The sequence below is a fragment of the Actinophytocola sp. genome, from assembly GCF_049647105.1.
In the GTDB taxonomy this organism is placed as follows: domain Bacteria; phylum Actinomycetota; class Actinomycetes; order Mycobacteriales; family Pseudonocardiaceae; genus Actinophytocola.
This window is the reverse complement of record NZ_JBARWZ010000305.1, coordinates 1-18,946: the sequence shown is the minus strand read 5'-3', so window position 1 is coordinate 18,946 and position 18,946 is coordinate 1. Positions and strand designations below refer to the sequence as shown.

At 70.3% G+C, this 18,946-nt stretch carries 16 protein-coding genes and 1 riboswitch; of the genes, 8 read left to right on the top strand and 8 right to left on the bottom strand.

Going from position 1 to position 18,946, the window contains the following annotated elements:
* The first annotated feature begins 54 nt into the window (after window positions 1-54).
* Both WBA97_RS37375 and WBA97_RS37370 read left to right on the top strand, forming a co-directional pair.
* Window positions 55-1,629 (top strand): chitinase, encoded by a 1,575-nt coding sequence (locus tag WBA97_RS37375; protein ID WP_424235756.1) that lies wholly within the window; start codon window positions 55-57, stop codon window positions 1,627-1,629.
* Window positions 1,626-3,362, top strand: a complete 1,737-nt coding sequence (locus tag WBA97_RS37370; protein ID WP_424235755.1) for a chitinase — start codon at window positions 1,626-1,628, stop codon at window positions 3,360-3,362. Before WBA97_RS37375 ends, WBA97_RS37370 begins: the two co-directional genes overlap by 4 nt.
* Before the next feature lie 5 nt (window positions 3,363-3,367).
* Here WBA97_RS37370 and WBA97_RS37365 read toward each other — a convergent pair whose 3' ends face one another.
* Window positions 3,368-4,135, bottom strand: a complete 768-nt coding sequence (locus tag WBA97_RS37365; protein WP_424235754.1) for an SDR family NAD(P)-dependent oxidoreductase — start codon at window positions 4,133-4,135, stop codon at window positions 3,368-3,370.
* 47 nt (window positions 4,136-4,182) lie between these two features.
* On the opposite strand from WBA97_RS37365, the gene WBA97_RS37360 reads away from it, so the two are divergent.
* Window positions 4,183-4,560 (top strand): winged helix-turn-helix transcriptional regulator, encoded by a 378-nt coding sequence (locus WBA97_RS37360; protein ID WP_424235753.1) that lies wholly within the window; start codon window positions 4,183-4,185, stop codon window positions 4,558-4,560.
* Here the strand turns inward: WBA97_RS37360 and WBA97_RS37355 are convergent.
* From WBA97_RS37355 to WBA97_RS37340, 4 genes are read right to left on the bottom strand one after another with little or no spacing between them, the layout of a single operon-like run.
* Entirely contained in the window at window positions 4,557-5,534 is a 978-nt protein-coding gene (locus WBA97_RS37355) for an aldo/keto reductase (protein WP_424235752.1), read from the bottom strand. The two genes, WBA97_RS37360 and WBA97_RS37355, sit on opposite strands and share 4 nt — an antisense overlap.
* A 52-nt stretch (window positions 5,535-5,586) precedes the next feature.
* Window positions 5,587-7,677 carry an iron ABC transporter permease gene (locus tag WBA97_RS37350; protein WP_424235751.1) on the bottom strand — a complete coding sequence of 697 codons (2,091 nt, stop codon included), beginning with the start codon at window positions 7,675-7,677 and terminating at the stop codon, window positions 5,587-5,589.
* A gap of 9 nt (window positions 7,678-7,686) precedes the next feature.
* Window positions 7,687-8,667, bottom strand: a complete 981-nt coding sequence (locus WBA97_RS37345) for an ABC transporter substrate-binding protein (protein ID WP_424235750.1) — start codon at window positions 8,665-8,667, stop codon at window positions 7,687-7,689.
* A 25-nt stretch (window positions 8,668-8,692) separates the two neighbouring features.
* Window positions 8,693-9,532 carry an ABC transporter ATP-binding protein gene (locus WBA97_RS37340; protein WP_424235749.1) on the bottom strand — a complete coding sequence of 280 codons (840 nt, stop codon included), beginning with the start codon at window positions 9,530-9,532 and terminating at the stop codon, window positions 8,693-8,695.
* 99 nt (window positions 9,533-9,631) lie between these two features.
* Here WBA97_RS37340 and WBA97_RS37335 point away from each other — a divergent pair, with 99 nt between their 5' ends.
* Genes WBA97_RS37335 through WBA97_RS37325 form a run of 3 tightly spaced genes read left to right on the top strand, consistent with a single transcriptional unit; the run spans window position 9,632 to window position 11,375 of the window.
* On the top strand, window positions 9,632-10,024 hold the full coding sequence (locus tag WBA97_RS37335; protein WP_424235748.1) for a VOC family protein: 393 nt from the start codon (window positions 9,632-9,634) through the stop codon (window positions 10,022-10,024).
* Between the two features lie 49 nt (window positions 10,025-10,073).
* On the top strand, window positions 10,074-10,592 hold the full coding sequence (locus tag WBA97_RS37330; RefSeq protein ID WP_424235747.1) for a hypothetical protein: 519 nt from the start codon (window positions 10,074-10,076) through the stop codon (window positions 10,590-10,592).
* 39 nt (window positions 10,593-10,631) lie between these two features.
* Window positions 10,632-11,375, top strand: a complete 744-nt coding sequence (locus WBA97_RS37325) for an SCO6745 family protein (protein WP_424235746.1) — start codon at window positions 10,632-10,634, stop codon at window positions 11,373-11,375.
* Window positions 11,376-11,596: 221 nt separating this feature from the next.
* On the opposite strand, the gene WBA97_RS37320 is transcribed toward WBA97_RS37325, so the two are convergent.
* Together WBA97_RS37320 and WBA97_RS37315 are read right to left on the bottom strand one after the other, a co-directional pair.
* Window positions 11,597-12,676, bottom strand: coding sequence for a cytochrome P450 (locus WBA97_RS37320; RefSeq protein ID WP_424235745.1), 1,080 nt, complete (start codon window positions 12,674-12,676; stop codon window positions 11,597-11,599).
* 539 nt (window positions 12,677-13,215) lie between these two features.
* Window positions 13,216-13,461 carry a hypothetical protein gene (locus tag WBA97_RS37315; protein WP_424235744.1) on the bottom strand — a complete coding sequence of 82 codons (246 nt, stop codon included), beginning with the start codon at window positions 13,459-13,461 and terminating at the stop codon, window positions 13,216-13,218.
* A 111-nt stretch (window positions 13,462-13,572) separates the two neighbouring features.
* Here WBA97_RS37315 and WBA97_RS37310 point away from each other — a divergent pair, with 111 nt between their 5' ends.
* The gene (locus WBA97_RS37310) at window positions 13,573-14,661 is read left to right on the top strand and encodes a hypothetical protein (RefSeq protein ID WP_424235743.1); all 1,089 of its coding nucleotides are present in this window, start codon (window positions 13,573-13,575) and stop codon (window positions 14,659-14,661) included.
* 102 nt (window positions 14,662-14,763) lie between these two features.
* A riboswitch (S-adenosyl-L-homocysteine riboswitch) is annotated at window positions 14,764-14,843 on the top strand.
* 14 nt (window positions 14,844-14,857) lie between these two features.
* On the top strand, window positions 14,858-18,469 hold the full coding sequence (gene metH, locus WBA97_RS37305; RefSeq protein WP_424235742.1) for a methionine synthase: 3,612 nt from the start codon (window positions 14,858-14,860) through the stop codon (window positions 18,467-18,469).
* A 104-nt stretch (window positions 18,470-18,573) separates the two neighbouring features.
* On the opposite strand, the gene WBA97_RS37300 is transcribed toward metH, so the two are convergent.
* Window positions 18,574-18,946 (bottom strand): alcohol dehydrogenase catalytic domain-containing protein (locus WBA97_RS37300; RefSeq protein WP_424235741.1); only part of this gene is annotated, 373 nt, incomplete at its 5' end.

Below are 18,946 nucleotides of genomic sequence, written 5' to 3'. Positions count from 1 at the left end.
ACAAATAGGTACCTCGCGGCCACCCCCTGCTCGCCGCGTGCTTCGGAGGTTGTCATGCGACGCCGCCTGTCCACTGTCCTCGCCGCGCTCGTCCTCGGGCTGGCCGGGACCCTCATGTCCACGACCCCCGCGCTCGCCGCCGGGGAGACCGCGACCTTCGTCAAGACCTCCGACTGGGGCTCAGCCTGGGAGGGCAAGTACACGATCTCCAACGCCGGCACGGCGTCGATCTCGGGCTGGCGCGTGGAGTTCGACCTCCCGGCAGGCACGACGCTCGGCAGCTACTGGGACGCGCTGCTCACCTCCAGCGGCAACCACCACACGTTCACCAACCGCGAGTACAACGGCACGCTGGCGCCGGGCGCGTCGGTGACCTTCGGCTTCCTCGCGAGCGGTGCCGGCACACCGCAGAACTGCCGGATCAACGGCGCCGACTGCGGCGGCGGCACCGACCCGGAGCCGGGCGTGCCCGGGGTGCCTGGCAACGCGCGCGTCACCGGCACCACCGCGTCGGCCATCACGCTCGGCTGGAGCGCGGCGTCCGGCGCGACGGGCTACCGCGTGTACGAGGGCACGGCACTGCGCACGACGGTCACCGGCACGTCGACCACGTTCAGCGGCATCCCCGCCTGCACGTCCCGCACCTACACGGTCGCCGCGTACAACGCCGTCGGCGAGTCCGCCCGCAGCGCGCCGGTCACCGGCACCACGACCGGCTGCCAGCAGGCCGACCTGCCGCGCCACTTCCTTACCGGCTACTGGCACAACTTCGTCAACCCGGCGACCGAGCTGCGGCTCTCGGCGGTGCCCGACGAGTACGACCTGGTCGCGGTCGCCTTCGCGGAGGCGTCGTCGACCCCGGGTGCGGTCACGTTCGGTGTCGACCCCGGCCTGTCCACCGCGCTCGGCGGCTACTCGAACGACCAGTTCAAGGCGGACGTGGCGGCGCTGAAGTCGCGGGGCAAGAAGGTGATCCTGTCGGTCGGCGGAGAGGCGGGCCGCGTGTCGGTCGGCGATGCCACGTCGGCGGCGAACTTCGCGAACAGCGTCCGGTCGATCATGACCGAGTACGGGTTCGACGGCGTCGACATCGACCTGGAGAACGGTCTCAACCCTACCTACATGGCACAGGCGCTGCGGAGTCTGCGTGGCGCGGTCGGGTCGAGCCTGATCATCACGATGGCGCCGCAGACGATCGACATGCAGTCCACGGGCGGCTCGTACTTCGCGCTCGCACTGTCCATCAAGGACATCCTCACGGTCGTGCACACGCAGTTCTACAACTCGGGTTCGATGCTCGGCTGCGACCAGTCCGCCGCCTACGGGCAGGGCAACGTCAACTTCATCACCGCGCTCGCGTGCATCCAGCTGGAGAACGGGCTGCGGCCAGACCAGGTCGCGGTCGGTCTGCCCGCCGGGCCGGGCGCCGCGGGTGGCGGCGTGGTCGCGCCGTCGGTCGTGAACAACGCGCTGGACTGCCTGGCACGCGGCACGAACTGTGGCTCGTTCCGGCCACCACGAACCTATCCGGAGATCCGAGGCGCGATGACCTGGTCGATCAACTGGGACGTCAGCAATGGCAACGGTTTCGCGCGCACGGTCGCGCCGCACCTGGACACGCTGCCATGAGGCGCGCACTCGCGGCGCTGGCCGCCATCGTTCTCACCGTCGTCGTCGCCCAGCCGGTGTCGGCCGCGAACCTGCTGACCAACGCCGGTTTCGAGTCCGGCTCACTGTCCGGCTGGTCGTGCGCTGGCGGCTCGGTGGTGTCCACCCCGGTCCACTCTGGCAGCCACGCGCTGGCCTCCTCGGACTACGGCAAGTGCGCGCAGACCGTGACGGTCGTGCCGAGCACGACCTACACGGTGTCGGCGTGGGTGCGGGGCAACCCGGTCTACCTCGGCGTGACCGGCGGACCGTCCACCTGGGCCGCGCCGTCCACGTACCAGCAGCTGTCGCTGACGTTCACCAGCGGCGCGAACCAGACGTCGGCCGAGCTGTACCTGCACGGCTGGTACGGCGCGGGCACCTACTACGCGGACGACGTGGTGCTCGACGGTCCCGGCGGCGGCAACCCGGGAACGCCTGCCGCGCCGGGGAATCCCACCGCCACGGCAACGGCGTCGTCGATCACGTTGTCCTGGCCATCGGTCAGCGGCGCGACCGGCTACCGCGGGTACGAGGGCACGTCCCTGCGCACCACGGTGTCCGGCACGTCGGCGACGCTGAGCGGTCTCGGCGCCTGCGAAACGCACACCTACACCGTCGCCGCCTACAACGCGGCCGGGGAGTCGGCACGCAGCGCACCGGTGTCGGCGACGACGTCGGGCTGCCAGCAGGCGGACCTGCCCCGCCACGCGCTGATCGGCTACCTGCACGCGAGCTTCGCCAACGGCTCGGGTTACGTGCGGATGGCGGACGTGCCCGCCGCGTGGGACGTCATCAACCTCGCGTTCGGCGAGCCGACGTCGGTGACGAGCGGCGACATCCGGTTCACGCTGTGCCCGGCCGCCGAGTGCCCCAACGTCGAGTCGGAGGCGGACTTCATCGCCGCCATCCGCGCGAAACAGGCGCAGGGCAAGAAGGTCCTGATCTCCATCGGCGGCGCGAACGGCCAGGTGCAGCTGACCACGACCGCCGCGCGGGACACGTTCGTCCAGTCGGTGTCGGCGATCATCGACAGGTACGGCCTGGACGGGCTGGACATCGACTTCGAGGGCCACTCGCTGTACCTCAACGCCGGTGACACGGACTTCCGCAACCCGACGACACCGGTGATCGTGAACCTGATCGCCGCGCTGAAGTCGCTGAAAGCCAAGTACGGCAGCGACTTCGTGCTGACGATGGCGCCGGAGACGTTCTTCGTCCAGGTGGGCTACCAGTTCTACGGCGGCGCGGGCGGCGGCGACAACCGGACGGGCTCGTACCTGCCGGTGATCCACGCCATGCGGGACGCGCTGACCGTGCTGCACGTCCAGGACTACAACTCCGGTCCGGTGATGGGACTGGACAACCAGTACCACAACATGGGCGGCGCGGAGTTCCACATCGCGATGACCGACATGATCAAGGCCGGTTTCCCGGTGGCGAACACGGGGCAGACCTTCCCCGGCCTGCGGGAGGACCAGATCGCGTTCGGTCTGCCCGCCGCGGTCAGCGCGGGCAACGGGTACACCGCACCCGCCGCCGTGCACGACGCGCTGAACTGCCTGGCACGCAACCAGAGTTGCGGCGGCTACACGTTGCGCGGCGGTGCGTCACCGGCCATCCGCGGCCTGATGACGTGGTCGGTCAACTGGGACCGGTACTACGGATGGGAGTTCCAGAACAGTCACGAGCCCTTCCTCAACGGGCTGCCGTAGAGCGCTCACCGCGCCAGCAGGCTCTCCGTGTACGCCATGAGCCGCCGCGCGTCGGCCTCCTTTCCCGACAGATCGACGGGGTTGCCCCGGTCGCTGGCGGTCAGCAGCTCGCTGGGCGGGCGCTCGATCCAGTCGACGACCGGGGCCACCGACCTCACCACCGGCCGCGCGGCGAACAACGCCAGCGTCTTCAACACCCCGCGCACCACCGGACTCGGATGCCCGTCGAGCCCGCTGCGCGTGAACCCCGGGTGGTACAGCACATAGCGGGCCTTGCCCTCGTGTGCCACGCCAAGCAGGTCGTTCGCCCGCCCTGCCTGCAACTGCGCGCGAACGATCCCGTAGCCGGCGCGCAGCTGCGGATCGTCCCAGTGGATCTCACCCTTCTTCGTGCCGACGCCTGCCACGTTCACGATCACCGAGTCCACCGGCATCAGCGGCGCCAGCCGCGCCGCGAGCAGGTAGCGGCTCAGGTAGTACAGCGCGAACGTGTACTCCAGCCCGTCGGCCGTCTCGGTCCTGCGTGGCATCGGGCGGTTGGCGAACAGTGTCAGCGCGTCCACCCGAGGGTGCCGGTCCGCGATCTCCGCCGCCACCCGCTCGACCTCCGCGATCGACGACAGGTCCGCGGCGAGGAACCGCACCGACGACGGCAGGTCCCGCCGCGTGCGGCCGATCACCGTCACCTCGTCACCACGCGCGGCGCGGGCCAGTGCCGTCGCGCGGCCCATGCCGGTGGTGCCGCCGGCCACGATCACGATCTTCGAAGTCATGGCACCATCGTGGGAGACCCGCCACGACGGCGAAAGAAGGCAGTTCGATGTCAGCAACGCACACGGATGTGCCCTCCGTGCTCGCGCACGAGCTGCCCCGCCCGGTCCCGCAGGCCGAGCTGGACGCGTGCCCGGTGAGCGACGTGTTCCGCCGCCTCGGCGACCGGTGGAGCATGCTCGTGATCATCCTGCTCGGCGGCCGCACCCACCGCTACAACGAGCTGCACCGCGCCATCGAGGGCATCAGCCAGCGCATGCTCACCCGCACCCTGCGCACTCTCGAGGCGGACGGGCTGGTCACGCGCACCGTGCACCCCACCGTCCCGCCGAGCGTCGAGTACGGCCTCACCGAACGCGGCCGCTCACTCCTCGTGCCGGTCTCCGCACTCGCCGACTGGGCCGTAGAGCACGCGGGACAGTCCTAGAACCCCTCCGGCAGGCGCGGCACGTAGTCCGCCTCCAGCCGCGCCAGTTCGTCGTCCGACAGGCGCAGGTCCACGGCCGCGACCGCCTCGCTCAGGTGGTGCGGCTTCGTCGCGCCCACGATCGGGGCCGTGACCGCGGGCTTGTGCAGCAGCCAGGCCAGCGCCACCTGCGCCCGTGACACGCCACGTTCCCCGGCGATCGCCGCGACGGCACCCGCCACCCGCCGGTCCGCGGCCTCGGCCTGCCGGTACAGGGTGCTGCCGAAGTCGTCGTTCGCCGACCGCCCGGTGGTCGCGTCCCAGTCGCGGGTCAGCCTGCCGCGCGCGAGCGGGCTCCACGGCAGCACGCCGACGCCCTGGTCCGCGCAGTACGGCAGCATCTCGCGCTCTTCCTCGCGCATGACCAGGTTGTACTGGTTCTGCATGGACACGAAGCGGGTCCAGCCGTTGAGGTCGGCCGCGTGCTGCATCTGCGCGAACTGCCACGTCCACATCGACGACGCGCCGAGGTAACGGACCTTGCCCGACCGCACCACGTCGTCGAGCGCCTCCATGGTCTCCTCGATCGGGACGTTCGGGTCGAAGCGGTGGATCTGGTACAGGTCAACGTAGTCCGTGCGGAGGCGGACCAGGCTGTCGTCGAGCTGTGCGAGGATCGCCGCCCGCGAAAGGCCGGCGCCCTTGGGGCCGGAACCCATGCGCCCGTTGACCTTCGTCGCGATGACGACCTCGTCGCGCCGCGCGAGGTCGTTGAGCAGCGTGCCGGTGATCTCCTCGCTGCCGCCAGCACTGTAGACGTTCGCCGTGTCGAAGGTCGTCACGCCCGCCTCGATGGCGGCGCGGAAGAACGGCCGGGACTCCTCGAGGCCGAGCGTCCAGTCGTGGCTGCCTCGGTCGGGTGGCCCGAAGCTCATGCACCCGAGGACCACTGTGGACACTTCAAGCCCGGACCGGCCGAGTCGCCTGTACTCCATGCCGACGACGGTACGCGTGTCCGATGGCCTGTCGGCAACGGCACATCGGGCACTATGCCGCGCGCACCCGGCTCCGGTACAGCAGCCACACGAAGTACGGCGCACCGATGATCGCCGTCATCAGGCCCGCGGGGAGCTGCCCCGGCGCGATCACCGAGCGCCCGATCGTGTCCGCGGCACACACGAGAATCCCGCCAAGCAGAGCCGCCACCGGCAGCATCCGCGCATGCCGCCGCCCCACGATCGCGCGTGCCGCGTGGGGAGCCACCAGACCGACGAACGCGATCACGCCCACCCCGGCCACCGCGGCACCGGTCAGCAGTACCGCGCACGTCAGCAGCAGCAACCGGGACCGTGGCACATGCACACCCAGCACGCGTGGCGTCTCGTTGTCCACCGACAGCAGGTCCAGTTCGCCGCGTGCCCGGATGAGCACCGGCACGACGATCAGCACCGCCAGCGCCATCGGCACCAGGTGCTCGAACGCCCGGCCGTACGTCGACCCGCCGAGCCACGTCAGTGCCTTCGTCTCGTTCCACGGGTCCGACAGCGTGATCAGCAACGTCACCAGCGCCTGCGTACCGGCCTGCACGCCGAACCCGATCAGCACCAGCCGCTCGCTCGCGAACCCGCCCCGCGCCGCCAGCGTGAACACCAGGATCATCGCCAGCGCCGCGCCGAGCCCCGCCGCGCCGGCCTGCGTCCAGAACCCCACGCCGGGGAGGAGCGTGATCACCGTGACCGCCCCGAGTCCCGCGCCGCCGGACACCCCGATGATTCCCGGCTCCGCCAACGGGTTGCGGGCCACCGCCTGGATCACCGCGCCCGCGAGCGCCAGTGACGCGCCGGCCAGCAGCGCCGCGACCACGCGTGGTGCCCGGTTCTCCATGACGTTCGTGACGATCGGACCGGCCTGGCCGGTCGCCCAGTTGAGCACGTCGCCCATCAGCAGCTTCGTGTCGCCCATCAGGACAGAGACCGCCACCGCGCCGACCGCCATGACCACGAGCACGCCGAGGATCAGGCGGAACCGGCCAGCCCCGACACCGCCGCGCGCGCCGGCGGCCGGGGGTTCCGCGGTCGCCCCCGTGACGCGGATGTTGCGGGCGAGCACCATCAGGAAGATCGCGCCGAGGATCGTCGTCACCACGCCGGTCGGCACCTCGAGCGCGCTCTGCGAGCCGATCGCCGCACGCAGCAGGAGGTCCGCGCCCAGCAGCAGCGCAACGCCCATCACGGCCGACACCGGGATCAGCGCCGCGTGCCGGTGCAGGCCCGGCACGGCGCCCACCATCAGCCGCACCAGCGCGGGCGCGGCGAGACCGACGAAACCGATCGGGCCGGCGAGGGTCACCGCCGACGCCGCCAGCATGACCGAGAGGGCGATCGCCGCGAACCGGATCCGTCCGACGTGGACACCGAGCGTGCGTGCGTGGTCGTCGCCGAGGTAGACGAGGTCGAGCCTGCGGGACATGACGATCAACAGCACCAGCCCGACCCCAACGACCGGGCCGAGCGTCCGCACCCCGTCAAGGCCGTTCTGCCCGAGCGAGCCCGCGCCCCACGCGAACAGGCCGCGGGTCTCCTGCGAGAACAGCAGGAGCAGGATGTGGGTCAACGCGATCATCGCGAGCGCGATCGCCGTGCCTGCGAGCACCAGCCGCACGATGCCCGTGCCGCTGGTGCCCGACAGCGCGAGTACCAGCACCGCCGCGCCGAGCCCGCCCGCGAACGCGATGCCCGCCGAGCCGAGCAGCGGCATCGAGATGCCGAACGCGGCGACAGTGACGAGCGCGAGGTGCGCGCCCGCGTCGACGGCGAGCGTGTCCGGTGCCGCCATGATGTTGCGCGCCACCGACTGCAGGACCGCACCGGCCGCCCCGAGGGCGACCCCCACGACGAGCGCCGCGAACAGCCGGGGGAGCCGGGACTCGATGACGACCGCCGCGGTGTCGTCGCTCCCGCCGCCGAACACCAGCGCCAGCACGTCCATCGCGCCGAGGTTCGCCGTGCCCTGCGTGAGGTGCACGGCGGCGCCGAGCGCGACCATGGCCAGCAGGCCGGTGACCAGCAGCGTGAGGCGGCCGCCCCGCCGTACGGGAAGCTCCGGCGGAGACGGCCGCGCGATCGTCGTGGTGTCCACTGTGGAGTGTTATGCCTTCAGCGCGTTGATGGCGGCGTCGACGTACTGCTGCATCGAGAGCGGGCCGCCGAACATCCACAGCGAGTCGGGGAGGCGCACCACCTTGTCGTTCTTGACGAACGGCAGGTTCTTCCAGATCGCGTTGTCCGCCAGCGCGTCCGCGAACGCGTCGCCGCCGTCCGCCTCGTTCGCCATGTACCAGAAGCGCACGTCGCCGAGCTTGGTCAGCCCCTCGACATCGGCCTGCGCGAGCCCGTAGACCGGGTCACCCTCCATCTGCCACGGGTTCTCCAGGCCGATCCGCCCGAACACGTCCGCCACCAGCGAGCCCTTGGCGAACGGGCGGATGCTGACCGTGCCGGAGTCGACCCAGGCGTCGGCGAACGCGACCTTCTCGCCCGTGGCGCCCAGCTTCTCCACCTCCGCCTTGCCCTCGGCGATCTTCGCGTCGAACTCGGACTTCAGCTGCGCGGCCTTGTCCTCGGTGCCGGTCGCCTTCGCGATCAGGTCGACGTTGTCGAACATGGACCCGATGCTGTCCTTGGCGTCGCCGCCGTTGATGACGATGACCGGGATCTTCGCCTCGATCTGCTCCAGCGCCCCCTCGGTGAGGCTGTCGGTGACGATCACGAGGTCCAGGTCGAGCGCCCCGAGCGAGTCGAGGCTGGGCTCGCCGCGGGTGCCGATGTCCTTGGGGGTGTCGTCGAGCGGCGCCGCGCTCGCCCAGTCGCCGTAGCCCTTGATGTCGGACACCGCGGTCGGCATGACACCGAGGGACACGAGGTACTCGGCCCCGTTCCATTCCGTCACGGCGACGCGCTTGGCAGGGCCGTCGAGCTTGACCTCCTTGCCGCGGGAGTCGGTGACCGTGATCGGGTCACCGCCGCTCGCGGCCTGCTCGTTGCCGCCTGCCTCCTCGGTGGTGCCGCAGCCCGCCGCGAACAACGCGGCGGCCATGGACAGGCCGATGATCACACGGGTGGTACGCATTTCTCTCCTGAGTTGCTGGTGAGGATCAAGCAGTGGCGGTACGCAGCCGGGCGTCGTTGAACCGGCCGACCGCGCGGGTGTGGATGCGCCCGTCGACCGGGTCGACGTCGACGTCCACCCGGATGCCGTACGCACGGGTGAGGTTCGCGGTGGTGAGCACGTCCGCGACGGAGCCCTCCGCGGTGACGCGGCCGTTCTCGAGCAGCAGCAGGCGATCGGCGATGGCGGCGGCCTGGTCGAGGTCGTGCAGCACCACGCCGACCCCGACCCCGTGCTCGTCGGCGAGGTCGCGGATCACGTCGAGGATCTCGACCTGGTAGCGAAGATCGAGGAAGGTGGTCGGCTCGTCGAGCAGCAGCAGCGCGGTGTCCTGGGCAAGGCAGCTCGCGAGCCACACCCGCTGCGCCTGCCCGCCGGACAGTGCCTGCACCGGCCGCTCGGCCAGCGAGGTCAGCCCGGTCAGCGTCATGGCCCGCTCGACCGAGGCGGGCCCATCGGGGTCGCGGCCGCCCCAGCGGGAGCGGTGCGGGTGGCGGCCGAACTCGACCAGCTCGCGCACGCTGAGCCCGCCGGGTGCCGTCCTTTGCTGTGACAGCAAGGTGATCCGGCGCGCGAGGTCCTTTCCGGACAGTGCGCGCAGGTCGGCGCCGTCGGCGAACGTGACGTCGCCCGCGACCGGCGGGTGCAGGCGGGCGAGCGCGCGCAGCAGCGTCGACTTCCCGCTGCCGTTGGGTCCGATCAATGCCGTGACGGTGCCCGCGTCGAGCGCGATCGACGCGGCGTGCACGACGACGTCGCGACCATAGGCGACGTCGATCTCACGGGCGGTCACGCCGTTGGCGGCGGGCGGCGGGGTAGCGGACACAGCAACACAGTAAAGACAGGCTTGCCTAAGCTACAAGCCCGGGTGGTCGTCGGCACATCGGCCGGAACGGTGTGTGCCCAGGTAGTTACCATCTCGCGCATGAGCTGTCGATTTTCCGAGCTGGTCGTCGACTGTGCCGACCCGGTCGAGCTGTCCCGCTTCTGGTGCGCGGTGCTGGACTACGTGGAGCTCAGCCGCGAGACCGCCGACGACGGTATCGAGATCGGCCCGCCGTCGGGTTTCGGCGGCGCCGCGCCGACGCTGGTGTTCAGCCGGACGGCGGAGCCGAAGGCAGGGAAGCTGCGGATGCACATCGACGTGAACCCGGTCGACCGCGACCAGGACGCCGAACTCGCGCGGCTGTTGTCGCTCGGGGCCCGGCCCGCCGAGATCGGGCAGACCGGCGAGGAGGCGTGGCACACCTTGCAAGACCCGGAAGGCAACGAGTTCTGCCTACTCCACTCGCGGCTGCCGGAGTTGGCGGGGGACTAGGGCATGGCCATGCCTGGAACCGAAGCCGCGCGGCGGTGGTCCAACGGGCATGTCCATCCGGTGGGTCCTCGTCGCCTTGCTGCTCGTGGTCGCGGGCTGCGGCCAAGGCGTTGCCGAGTCCGGCAACGCCATGCCAGGTGACTTCGTCGGCGAGATCAGCTACCGCAACGGCTCGGTCGCGCCGCCGTACCACTACGAATGGCGCGTGGAGTTCGACACCCTGACCGCGCGGCTCGAGTGGACGCCCGGTTACCAGGGCACCGAGACGTGGACCGAGGCCGTCGACCTCGGCGCGGACGAGCGGGCCCGGTTCTACGACCGGCTCCGGCGGACCGGGCTGTTCGAGTTCACCGAGACCGACGACGGGCTCGTCGGCGGCGCGACCGGCAATGCCACGTTCGGGCACGCGCCGGACGTCCTCCACGACTCCGGCACACTCGGCACCAGCGAGGCGGGCGGCCGCCTGCTCGACGAGGTCGTGGCGGCGACCGAGGGCGTCTTCCCTGAGCGGGTGTGGCGGGACATGGCGGCCAGGCAGCGCACGTGGGAAGAACAGCACCCGAAGTAGTCTCGTGCTCGTTCATGCCTGCGAGAGCGAGGGAGCCCCATGGCCGAGTTGACCGCGGAAGAGACCGTCCAGGCCGCCGACAAGGTCCTGCACGACGTCGGCACGGTGTGGATGCTGCACCCGGAGACACAGGCACGCGGCGCGGCCCACGGCTACCCCAAGCACCTGGCCTTCTACTTCGCGGGCCGAGGCGGCGTGCTGGGTGACGTGGACGCCGGTGTGGTCACCGCCTCGATGGGCTGGTGGAACCCGGGGCTCGTGCGGTTGATGTGGGACCGGGGGCTCGCGGTCGCCGGCGCGCGGGAGGGCGCCCGCCGGTACGCGCAGGCGTGCGCCGACTGGGCCACGGACCACCTGACCGGGTTCGCCGGGACGGACCGGCTCACCGAGCTGGCGGAGAAGGTCGTGTCCGGCGCGGAGGAGTCCGGGCTGCCGCTGTTCGCGGGCTGGCGGGCCGAGCCGCGTGCCGACGGCGGCCCCGCGCGGCTGCTGCAGCTCGTCCACGTGCTGCGGGAATGGCGCGGTTCCGTGCACCTGGTCGCCACCACGGCCGCCGGGCTGGGCCCGCTCGAGGCCATCCTCACCAACGAGGGGCAGCAGCAGGCCCGGTTCTTCGGCTGGCGCGATGACCTGCCGGACTGCGGCCACCTCAAGGACCGGCAGGTGCTGGCGGAGCAGACCACGGACCGGCTCGTCGCCGACACCTACGAGCGCGCCCTGACCCCGGCAGAACGCGCCGAGTTTGCCGACCTCGTGCGCAAGCTCGGTGACGAGGTGCTCTGACCGGCCTCCGGCCCGGCAAGTCGTTCCGCCGGCCAGCCGGGACATCGCACCCCGCGGACACCCGACTCCCGTGAACAACCTCGCCGAAACGCCCGGATGCCAACCCCCACCCGTTCCCGGGGGCGTCCCGCCATGCCAGTCTACCTGCTGGCACTGACAATTCCGCGTTGTCGATCTTGTCTGTGGATAGCCGGTGCTGCTGTGGACAACTCGGGTTCTGGTCAGTGGTGGCGGCCCGCGTCCCACACCGCGTCCAGTGGGCCGGGCAGACGGATCTTCCAGCCGTGCGGGGCGGGGCGCCAGCCCGGCGCCGGTCGCACATCGGGCATCCGGTCCAGCAACACGTCCAGCGCCGTCCGCGCGACGGTCGTCACCAGCGAGTGGGCCGGGCAGTGGTGCGGCCCGGCGCCGAAACCCAGGTGTGTGCGCAGCTTCCTGTGCACGTCGAACCGGTCGGGGTCCGTGAACACCGCCGGGTCGCGGTTGGCCGACGCGAGCGTCACCGCGAGCCGTGCGCTGCCGGGAATCTTCTTGCCCCCCAACGAAACCGGGCGCGTCGTGCGCCGGGTGACCGTGCCGACCGGACCCGACCACCGCAACGCCTCGTACACGGCGGGGCCAAGCAACTTCCGGTCCCGGCGCACCGCGTACAGCTGCGACGGGTTCGCCCACAGTGCGGACAGTGTCCACGCCGCGAGCCAGCCCGGCTCGACGACGCTCATCGTGACGTGCTTGAGCAGGTGCAGCACGTCCGTGTCCGCCTGCGCGAGCCGCGCCACCACCGAGCCGTCCGGCCGGTTGCGCAGCCGGTCGACCACGACCGACACGTCCGCGTCCTCGGCCATCGCCGCGATCGCCGCGTTGTCGACGGCCGGGTCACGGCCCACGTTGTTGATCACCCGGGCGAGGGTGTTCCCCCAGCGCCGCAACGTTCCCGCGCCGCCGACGCCGATGCCGAGCAGCGTCGCCTCCGCGACTGTCGCGACCGGTTCGAAGTACTCGGCCGTCAGGTCCGTGCGGCCCGAGGTGAACACGTCGTCCACTGCCTTGCGGGCCACGGGGCGGGCGATCGTCTCGATCTCCTCCGCGTCGAGGCCCGGCTCGTACGCCTGCCGGAACACGTCGTGGATGTCGGCGTCCTCACCGGCGAACCGGTCGGGGTCGGACAGGACCGCCAGCACGTCGCGCCACCCGGTCACCAGCCACTGCCCCGCCTCGGGCACCCAGCTCACCGGCTCCTGTTCGCGGAGCCGTGCGTAGGTCGGGTAGGGGTCGGCGTCGAGCTCGGCGAGCGTGGTCATCGCACCCTTCCGGGTATGCGCGGAAACCGTCGGGAAAATAATGACATGCGCTGGAATGTATTGGTCCCGCCGCGTCGCCTCGGGAGTGTGTTACTCGGCTGTTGGGGTGACGGCGATTGCGCCGTTGGTGCACGGGTAATTGCCGCGCACGCCCATGCCGCCGGATGGTGGGGATTTCGCCGGATGTTCCCCGCGGCATGCGGTCCGGCGGACCGCCGAGGGACAAAGATGCGTGTCGACCAGGCGTTCAGCGACGTATCGGCAAGTGTCTTCGCCGGTCGGCCGCAGGGCGTGTCAATTGCCGAATCCATTCAGCGCGATAAATGGCCGACGGTGCCGGTTGCTGCGCGTGAGGGTGGTCCGGTGCTGTTACTGCATTTCGGTATGACCCGATGTGCTGGAGTGTGTTCCGGTATTAGTGAACATCGGCCACCCAGCAGAGTGATTTCGAATTCGCGACTACACGGGCACCGAGCTGGTCACCTGGCGGCGTTTGCCGGGTTGCCGACACCCCTGCCCGGAAGACACCGGCAGGCGAGCTAGACCGCGCCGCGCTCCACACCACCCGGAGGCGTGACGTTGAGAACCGTCGACAGCGGGATCAGCGTCACCGTCTGTCGCAGACGGCTCTCGGACATGCGGATACCGAGCCACAGTTCACCGGTCAGTGGGTCGGGCTCGAGCGGGCCGACGGCCTCGCCAACCCGGAAGCGCTCGCCGCGCTCGTCACGTAAGAGGAAGGTCACCATAGAACCGCGGGCAGGGCCCGTCTCCGCGTTCGCCACAACTACTCACCTCAACCGGCCGGGGACACCGCGTGAGGGATTCCCCGAACGACGCGGACTATGCATGAGAATTTTCGGCCGCGACCACCCGGTCGGGGCACACTCACCGGTGTGCGCATGATCCCGGTCGCCCTCGTGGTCCTCGTGCTGGCCGCCTGTGGCTCGACCCCGCCGCAACCGAGGGCGCAGACCCGGTTCACACAGGTCGAACTGCCGCCCGGTGCCGCGCCGGTCCGCATCGCGGCGGCGGGGGACGAGCTGGTCGTGGCCGTGAGCAGGGACGGCAGGCCGGGCGTTGTCCGCCACCACGACGGCGAGAACACCGAGGTCGCGCTGACCCCGGCGACCGGCTACGGCGCCGAGGCGGTCTGGTACTCACTCGCCGCCCGCGGGACCGGCGGAGCGCCCGAGATCCTCGCCGTCGGCGGCAAACGCGGTGGCGCGCACGGCAACGTCCGCTGGAGCGTGTGGCGCACGACCGGCGCCGGCATGGCAGAGCAGCCGCAGGCGTTCTCCACGTTCGGCGGCCTCGGCGCGGGCGACCTCATCGATGTGGCCCTGCCGACGACCGGCCCGCTGGTCGTCGGCACCTGGCAGAGCCACAGCGCGGGACTCGACCCTTCCGTGTGGGCCACCGACGGCACCACGTGGACCAGGCGGAGTTCGACCGGAACCACGCTGGAGAGCACTCGAGCCGCGCTGAAGTTCCCCATGGCCGCCGCCTCGCGTGGCGCTGAGGTCGTGATCGCGGGCTGGCAGCTGGTGAAGGGTGTGCAGCAGCCCGTCGTGTGGACGCTGCGTGACGGGACGGCGACCCTCACGCCGCTGCCCGACGCGGGCAGGCTCGGCAACGCAACCACTGTGACCTGCGAAAACACGTGTTCCGTCGCCGGTCGGGTCGATGGCATGCTCGCGATCTGGCAGGGCGGCGGTAACACGTGGCAGCGCGTTCGCGACGTACCGCGGGTACCCGTCGGCGACAAGGACCGGCCACCACCACCGCTCGGTGACACCCTCGTGTACTCCAATCGGGGGACTCTTCGGATTGCTACCCTCGGTGGCGGCACTCGCGACGCGGTCGGCCCCACCGGTGTGGTCACCGGCGTCGCACGGGTCGGCGACAGCATCTTTGTGCTGGCGGGACCCAGTAACGACAATCAGGACAACAAACAAACCCTGTGGCGCGCGGGTCCGGGCTGACCGCCCGATCGCGCGCCGGCCCGGGTGGTGCCACAGACGAGTCCGTAGTCCCGCGATGCGACCGCGATCGCATCGGCGTGACTAACTCGGTAAAGTCACCCCTGGGTCGAGAGGCGCTGCAACGGACTGGGGTCCGCCACGCTCGACCCGGCTGAATTCAGTTCGAAGGGCGCCTCCCACCACATTGGGAGGTCGCATGAGCAAGGAAAATGCCCTTCGCGCGCTGTTCGACGAGCGCATCGCCGTACTGGACGGCGCGTGGGGCACCATGCTGCAGAACGCCTCCCTCAAGCCGGAGGATTACTGGGGTGACCGGTTCGGTGACCACTCACACGACGTGGTCGGCGACCCGGATCTGCTGAACCTCACGCGTCCGGACGTCGTTCTCGACGTGCACCGCCAGTATCTCGCGGCGGGCGCGGACATCACGACCACCAACACGTTCACCGCCACGTCCATCGGCCAGGCTGACTACGGCCTGCAGGAGTACGTGCGCGAGATGAACGTCGAGGGCGCGAGGCTCGCCCGGCAGGCCGCGGACGAGTTCGACGGCCGGTTCGTCGCCGGGTCGATCGGCCCGCTCAACGTGACCCTGTCGCTGTCGCCGAAGGTCGAGGACCCCGCGTACCGCGCCGTCACGTTCGACCAGGTCAAGGCCGCCTACGCGGAGCAGATCAGCGCCCTCGTCGAGGGTGGCGTCGACATCCTGCTCATCGAGACCATCTTCGACACCCTGAACTGCAAGGCCGCCGTGGCCGCCGCCCGCGAGGTGGCGCCCGAACTGCCGCTGTGGATCTCGGTGACGATCGTCGACCTGTCCGGCCGCACCCTGTCCGGGCAGACGGTCGAGGCGTTCTGGCGGTCCGTCGCCCACGCCAAGCCGCTGGTCGTCGGCGTCAACTGCTCGCTGGGCGCCGACGAGATGCGCCCGCACGTCGCGGACCTCGCCCGGCTCGCCGACACCTACGTCGCCTGCCACCCCAACGCGGGCCTGCCCAACGCGTTCGGCGGCTACGACCAGACGCCTGCCGAGATCGGCGAACTGCTCGGCGGCTTCGCGAACGACGGCATGGTCAACATCATCGGCGGCTGCTGCGGCACCACGCCGCCGCACATCGCGAAGATCGCCGAGGCCGCGCGCGGCAAGTCGATCCGCCCGATGCCCGACGTCGAACCGAGGACCCGGTTCTCCGGCCTCGAGCCGTTCGAGATCGGGCACGACACCGGTTTCGTCATGATCGGTGAGCGGACCAACGTCACCGGTTCCGCCAAGTTCCGCCGCCTCATCGAGGGCGACGACCACCAGGCCGCCGTCGACGTCGCGCTCGACCAGGTGCGCGGCGGCGCGAACCTGCTGGACGTCAACATGGACGCCGACCTGCTCGACAGCGAGCAGGCGATGACCACGTTCCTGAACCTGATCGCGACCGAGCCAGAGGTGGCACGCATCCCGGTCATGGTCGACAGTTCCAAGTGGACGGTCATCGAGGCGGGGCTGAAGTGCCTGCAGGGCAAGGGGGTCGTCAACTCGATCTCCCTGAAGGAGGGCGAGGAGCCCTTCCTCGCGCAGGCCCGCAAGATCCAGAGCTACGGCGCAGGCGTCGTGGTCATGGCCTTCGACGAGCAGGGCCAGGCCGACACCGCCGACCGCAAGGTCGAGATCTGCGGCCGCGCCTACGATCTGCTGACGCAGCAGGCAGGCTTCGCCGCCGACGACATCATCTTCGACCCGAACGTGCTCGCGGTCGCCACCGGCATGTCCGAGCACAACGGCTACGCGAAGGCGTTCCTGGACGCGCTGCCCAGGATCAAGGAACGCTGTCCCGGCGTGCACATCTCCGGCGGCATCTCGAACCTGTCGTTCTCCTTCCGCGGCAACAACGTCGTGCGCGAGGCCATCCACTCGTCGTTCCTGTTCCACGCCGTGCAGCTCGGTCTGGACATGGGCATCGTCAACGCGGGCCAGCTCGCGGTGTACGAGGACATCCCGAAGGACCTGCTCGAGCTGGTCGAGGACGTGCTGTTCGACCGCCGCGAGGACGCGACCGACCGGCTCGTCTCGTTCGCCGAGAACGTCAAGGGCTCCGGCACCAAGCGGGTCATCGACCTGTCGTGGCGCGAGGGGACCGTCCAGGAGCGGCTGTCGCACGCGCTGGTGCACGGCATCGTGGACTTCATCGAGGACGACACCGAGGAGGCCCGTCAGCAGTACCCTCGGCCCCTGCAGGTGATCGAGGGTCCGCTGATGGACGGCATGAAGATCGTCGGTGACCTGTTCGGGTCCGGCAAGATGTTCCTGCCGCAGGTCGTGAAGAGCGCACGCGTGATGAAGCGTTCCGTCGCCTACCTCGAGCCGTACATGGAGGCGGAGAAGGAGAAGCTCCGCCTCGAAGGCAAGATCGACACCGGTCGCGGGCAGGGCAAGGTCGTGATGGCCACGGTCAAGGGCGACGTGCACGACATCGGCAAGAACATCGTCGGCGTCGTGCTGGGCTGCAACAACTACGAGGTGATCGACCTCGGCGTGATGGTGCCCGCCGCGACCATCCTGGACACCGCGATCGCGGAGAGCGCCGACGTCGTCGGGCTTTCCGGCCTGATCACCCCGTCGCTGGACGAGATGGTGTCGGTGGCCGCGGAGATGGAGCGGCGCGGGCTGAAGCTGCCGCTGCTGATCGGCGGCGCGACCACGTCCCGCCAGCACACGGCGGTGCGGATCGCGCCCGCGTACTCGAACACCACGGTGCACGTGCTCGACGCGTCCCGGGTGGTCGGGGTGGTCTCGGACCTGCTCGACACGGACCGCGCGGAGGCGCTGGACAAGCGCAACCGCGAGGACCAGCAGACGCTGCGCGAGCAGCACGAGAAGAAGCGCCGCCAGCCGTTGCTGACGTTGGCGGCGGCCCGCGCGAACCGCGAGGCCGTGTCGTTCGACGACACCCCGACGCCGGACTTCACCGGCCTGCGGGTGGTGGAGCCGACCATCGCCGAACTGCGCGAGATGATCGACTGGCAGTTCCTGTTCCTGGCGTGGGAGCTGAAGGGCAAGTACCCGGCGATCCTCGACCAGCCGGTGGCGCGGGAGCTGTTCGACGACGCCAACACGATGCTCGACAAGATCATCGCCGACGGCTCGCTGACCGCTCGCGGTGCGTACGGCTTCTGGCCCGCGTTCTCCGAGGGCGACGACATCGTCCTCGCGTCGGGGGAGCGGTTCCCGATGCTGCGTCAGCAGACGCAGAAGCCGGAGGGCCGCCCGAACCGGTCGCTGGCCGACTACGTTGCCCCGGCCGGTGCCGGTGACCACCTCGGTGGCTTCGCGGTGGCGATCCACGGCGCGGACGACCTGGCGGGGACGTACGAGGCGCAGAACGACGACTACAAGGCGATCATGGTGAAGGCGCTGGCCGACCGCCTCGCGGAGGCGTTCGCCGAGTACATCCACCTGGAGGCCCGCCGCCGCTGGTTCGAGCCCGACGCGCAGCCCGAACTGGCGGACCTGCACGCGGAGCGGTTCCGCGGCATCCGCCCGGCGCTCGGCTACCCGGCGAGCCCGGACCACAGCGAGAAGGACCTGCTGTTCTCCTTGCTGGACGCGGGTTCCCTGGACATCGCCCTCACCGACAGCTTCGCGATGACCCCGGCCGCCGCGGTGTCCGGCCTGATCTTCCAGCACCCGGACTCGCGGTACTTCACCGTGGGCCGCATCAACAAGGACCAGGTGGTGGACTACGCCACCCGCCGGGACATGACGGTGGAAGAAATAGAACGCTGGCTCCGCCCCAACCTGGCCTACGACCCCACCTGACCCCCGCAAAGTCCAACCAGCACAACCCGCGTGTCTAACCGGCATGACCCGCGTGTCTCTAACCGGCATGACCCGCGTGTCTCTAACCGGCATGATCCCCGAGTTCAACCGGCATGACCCGCGAGTTCAACCCGCACGACCCGCGAGTTCGACAATCCCCCTACCGGCGTTTGACGTGATTGTCGAACTCGGCGGTCACGCGGGTTGGACACGCGGGGCCGGACGACGACGCCCGCCACATCGGACCCGAGCACGGCGCCCGGCGGTACGCGGCCGGACTTCGCGTCGTTGAGGTCGCCCAGGTTCAGCGACACATGATGCACGTCGACGAGTACCTCACCGGCCGAGGGCGTGGGCTCCGCCACGTCCGCGACCCGCACCCCCGACGACGCTTCCCTGTCCACCACGAGAGCGCGGATCATGTTGTCCTCCTGGAAAAACCCCGTCGGTCCACCCGCGACAGTACGCGGGTGGACC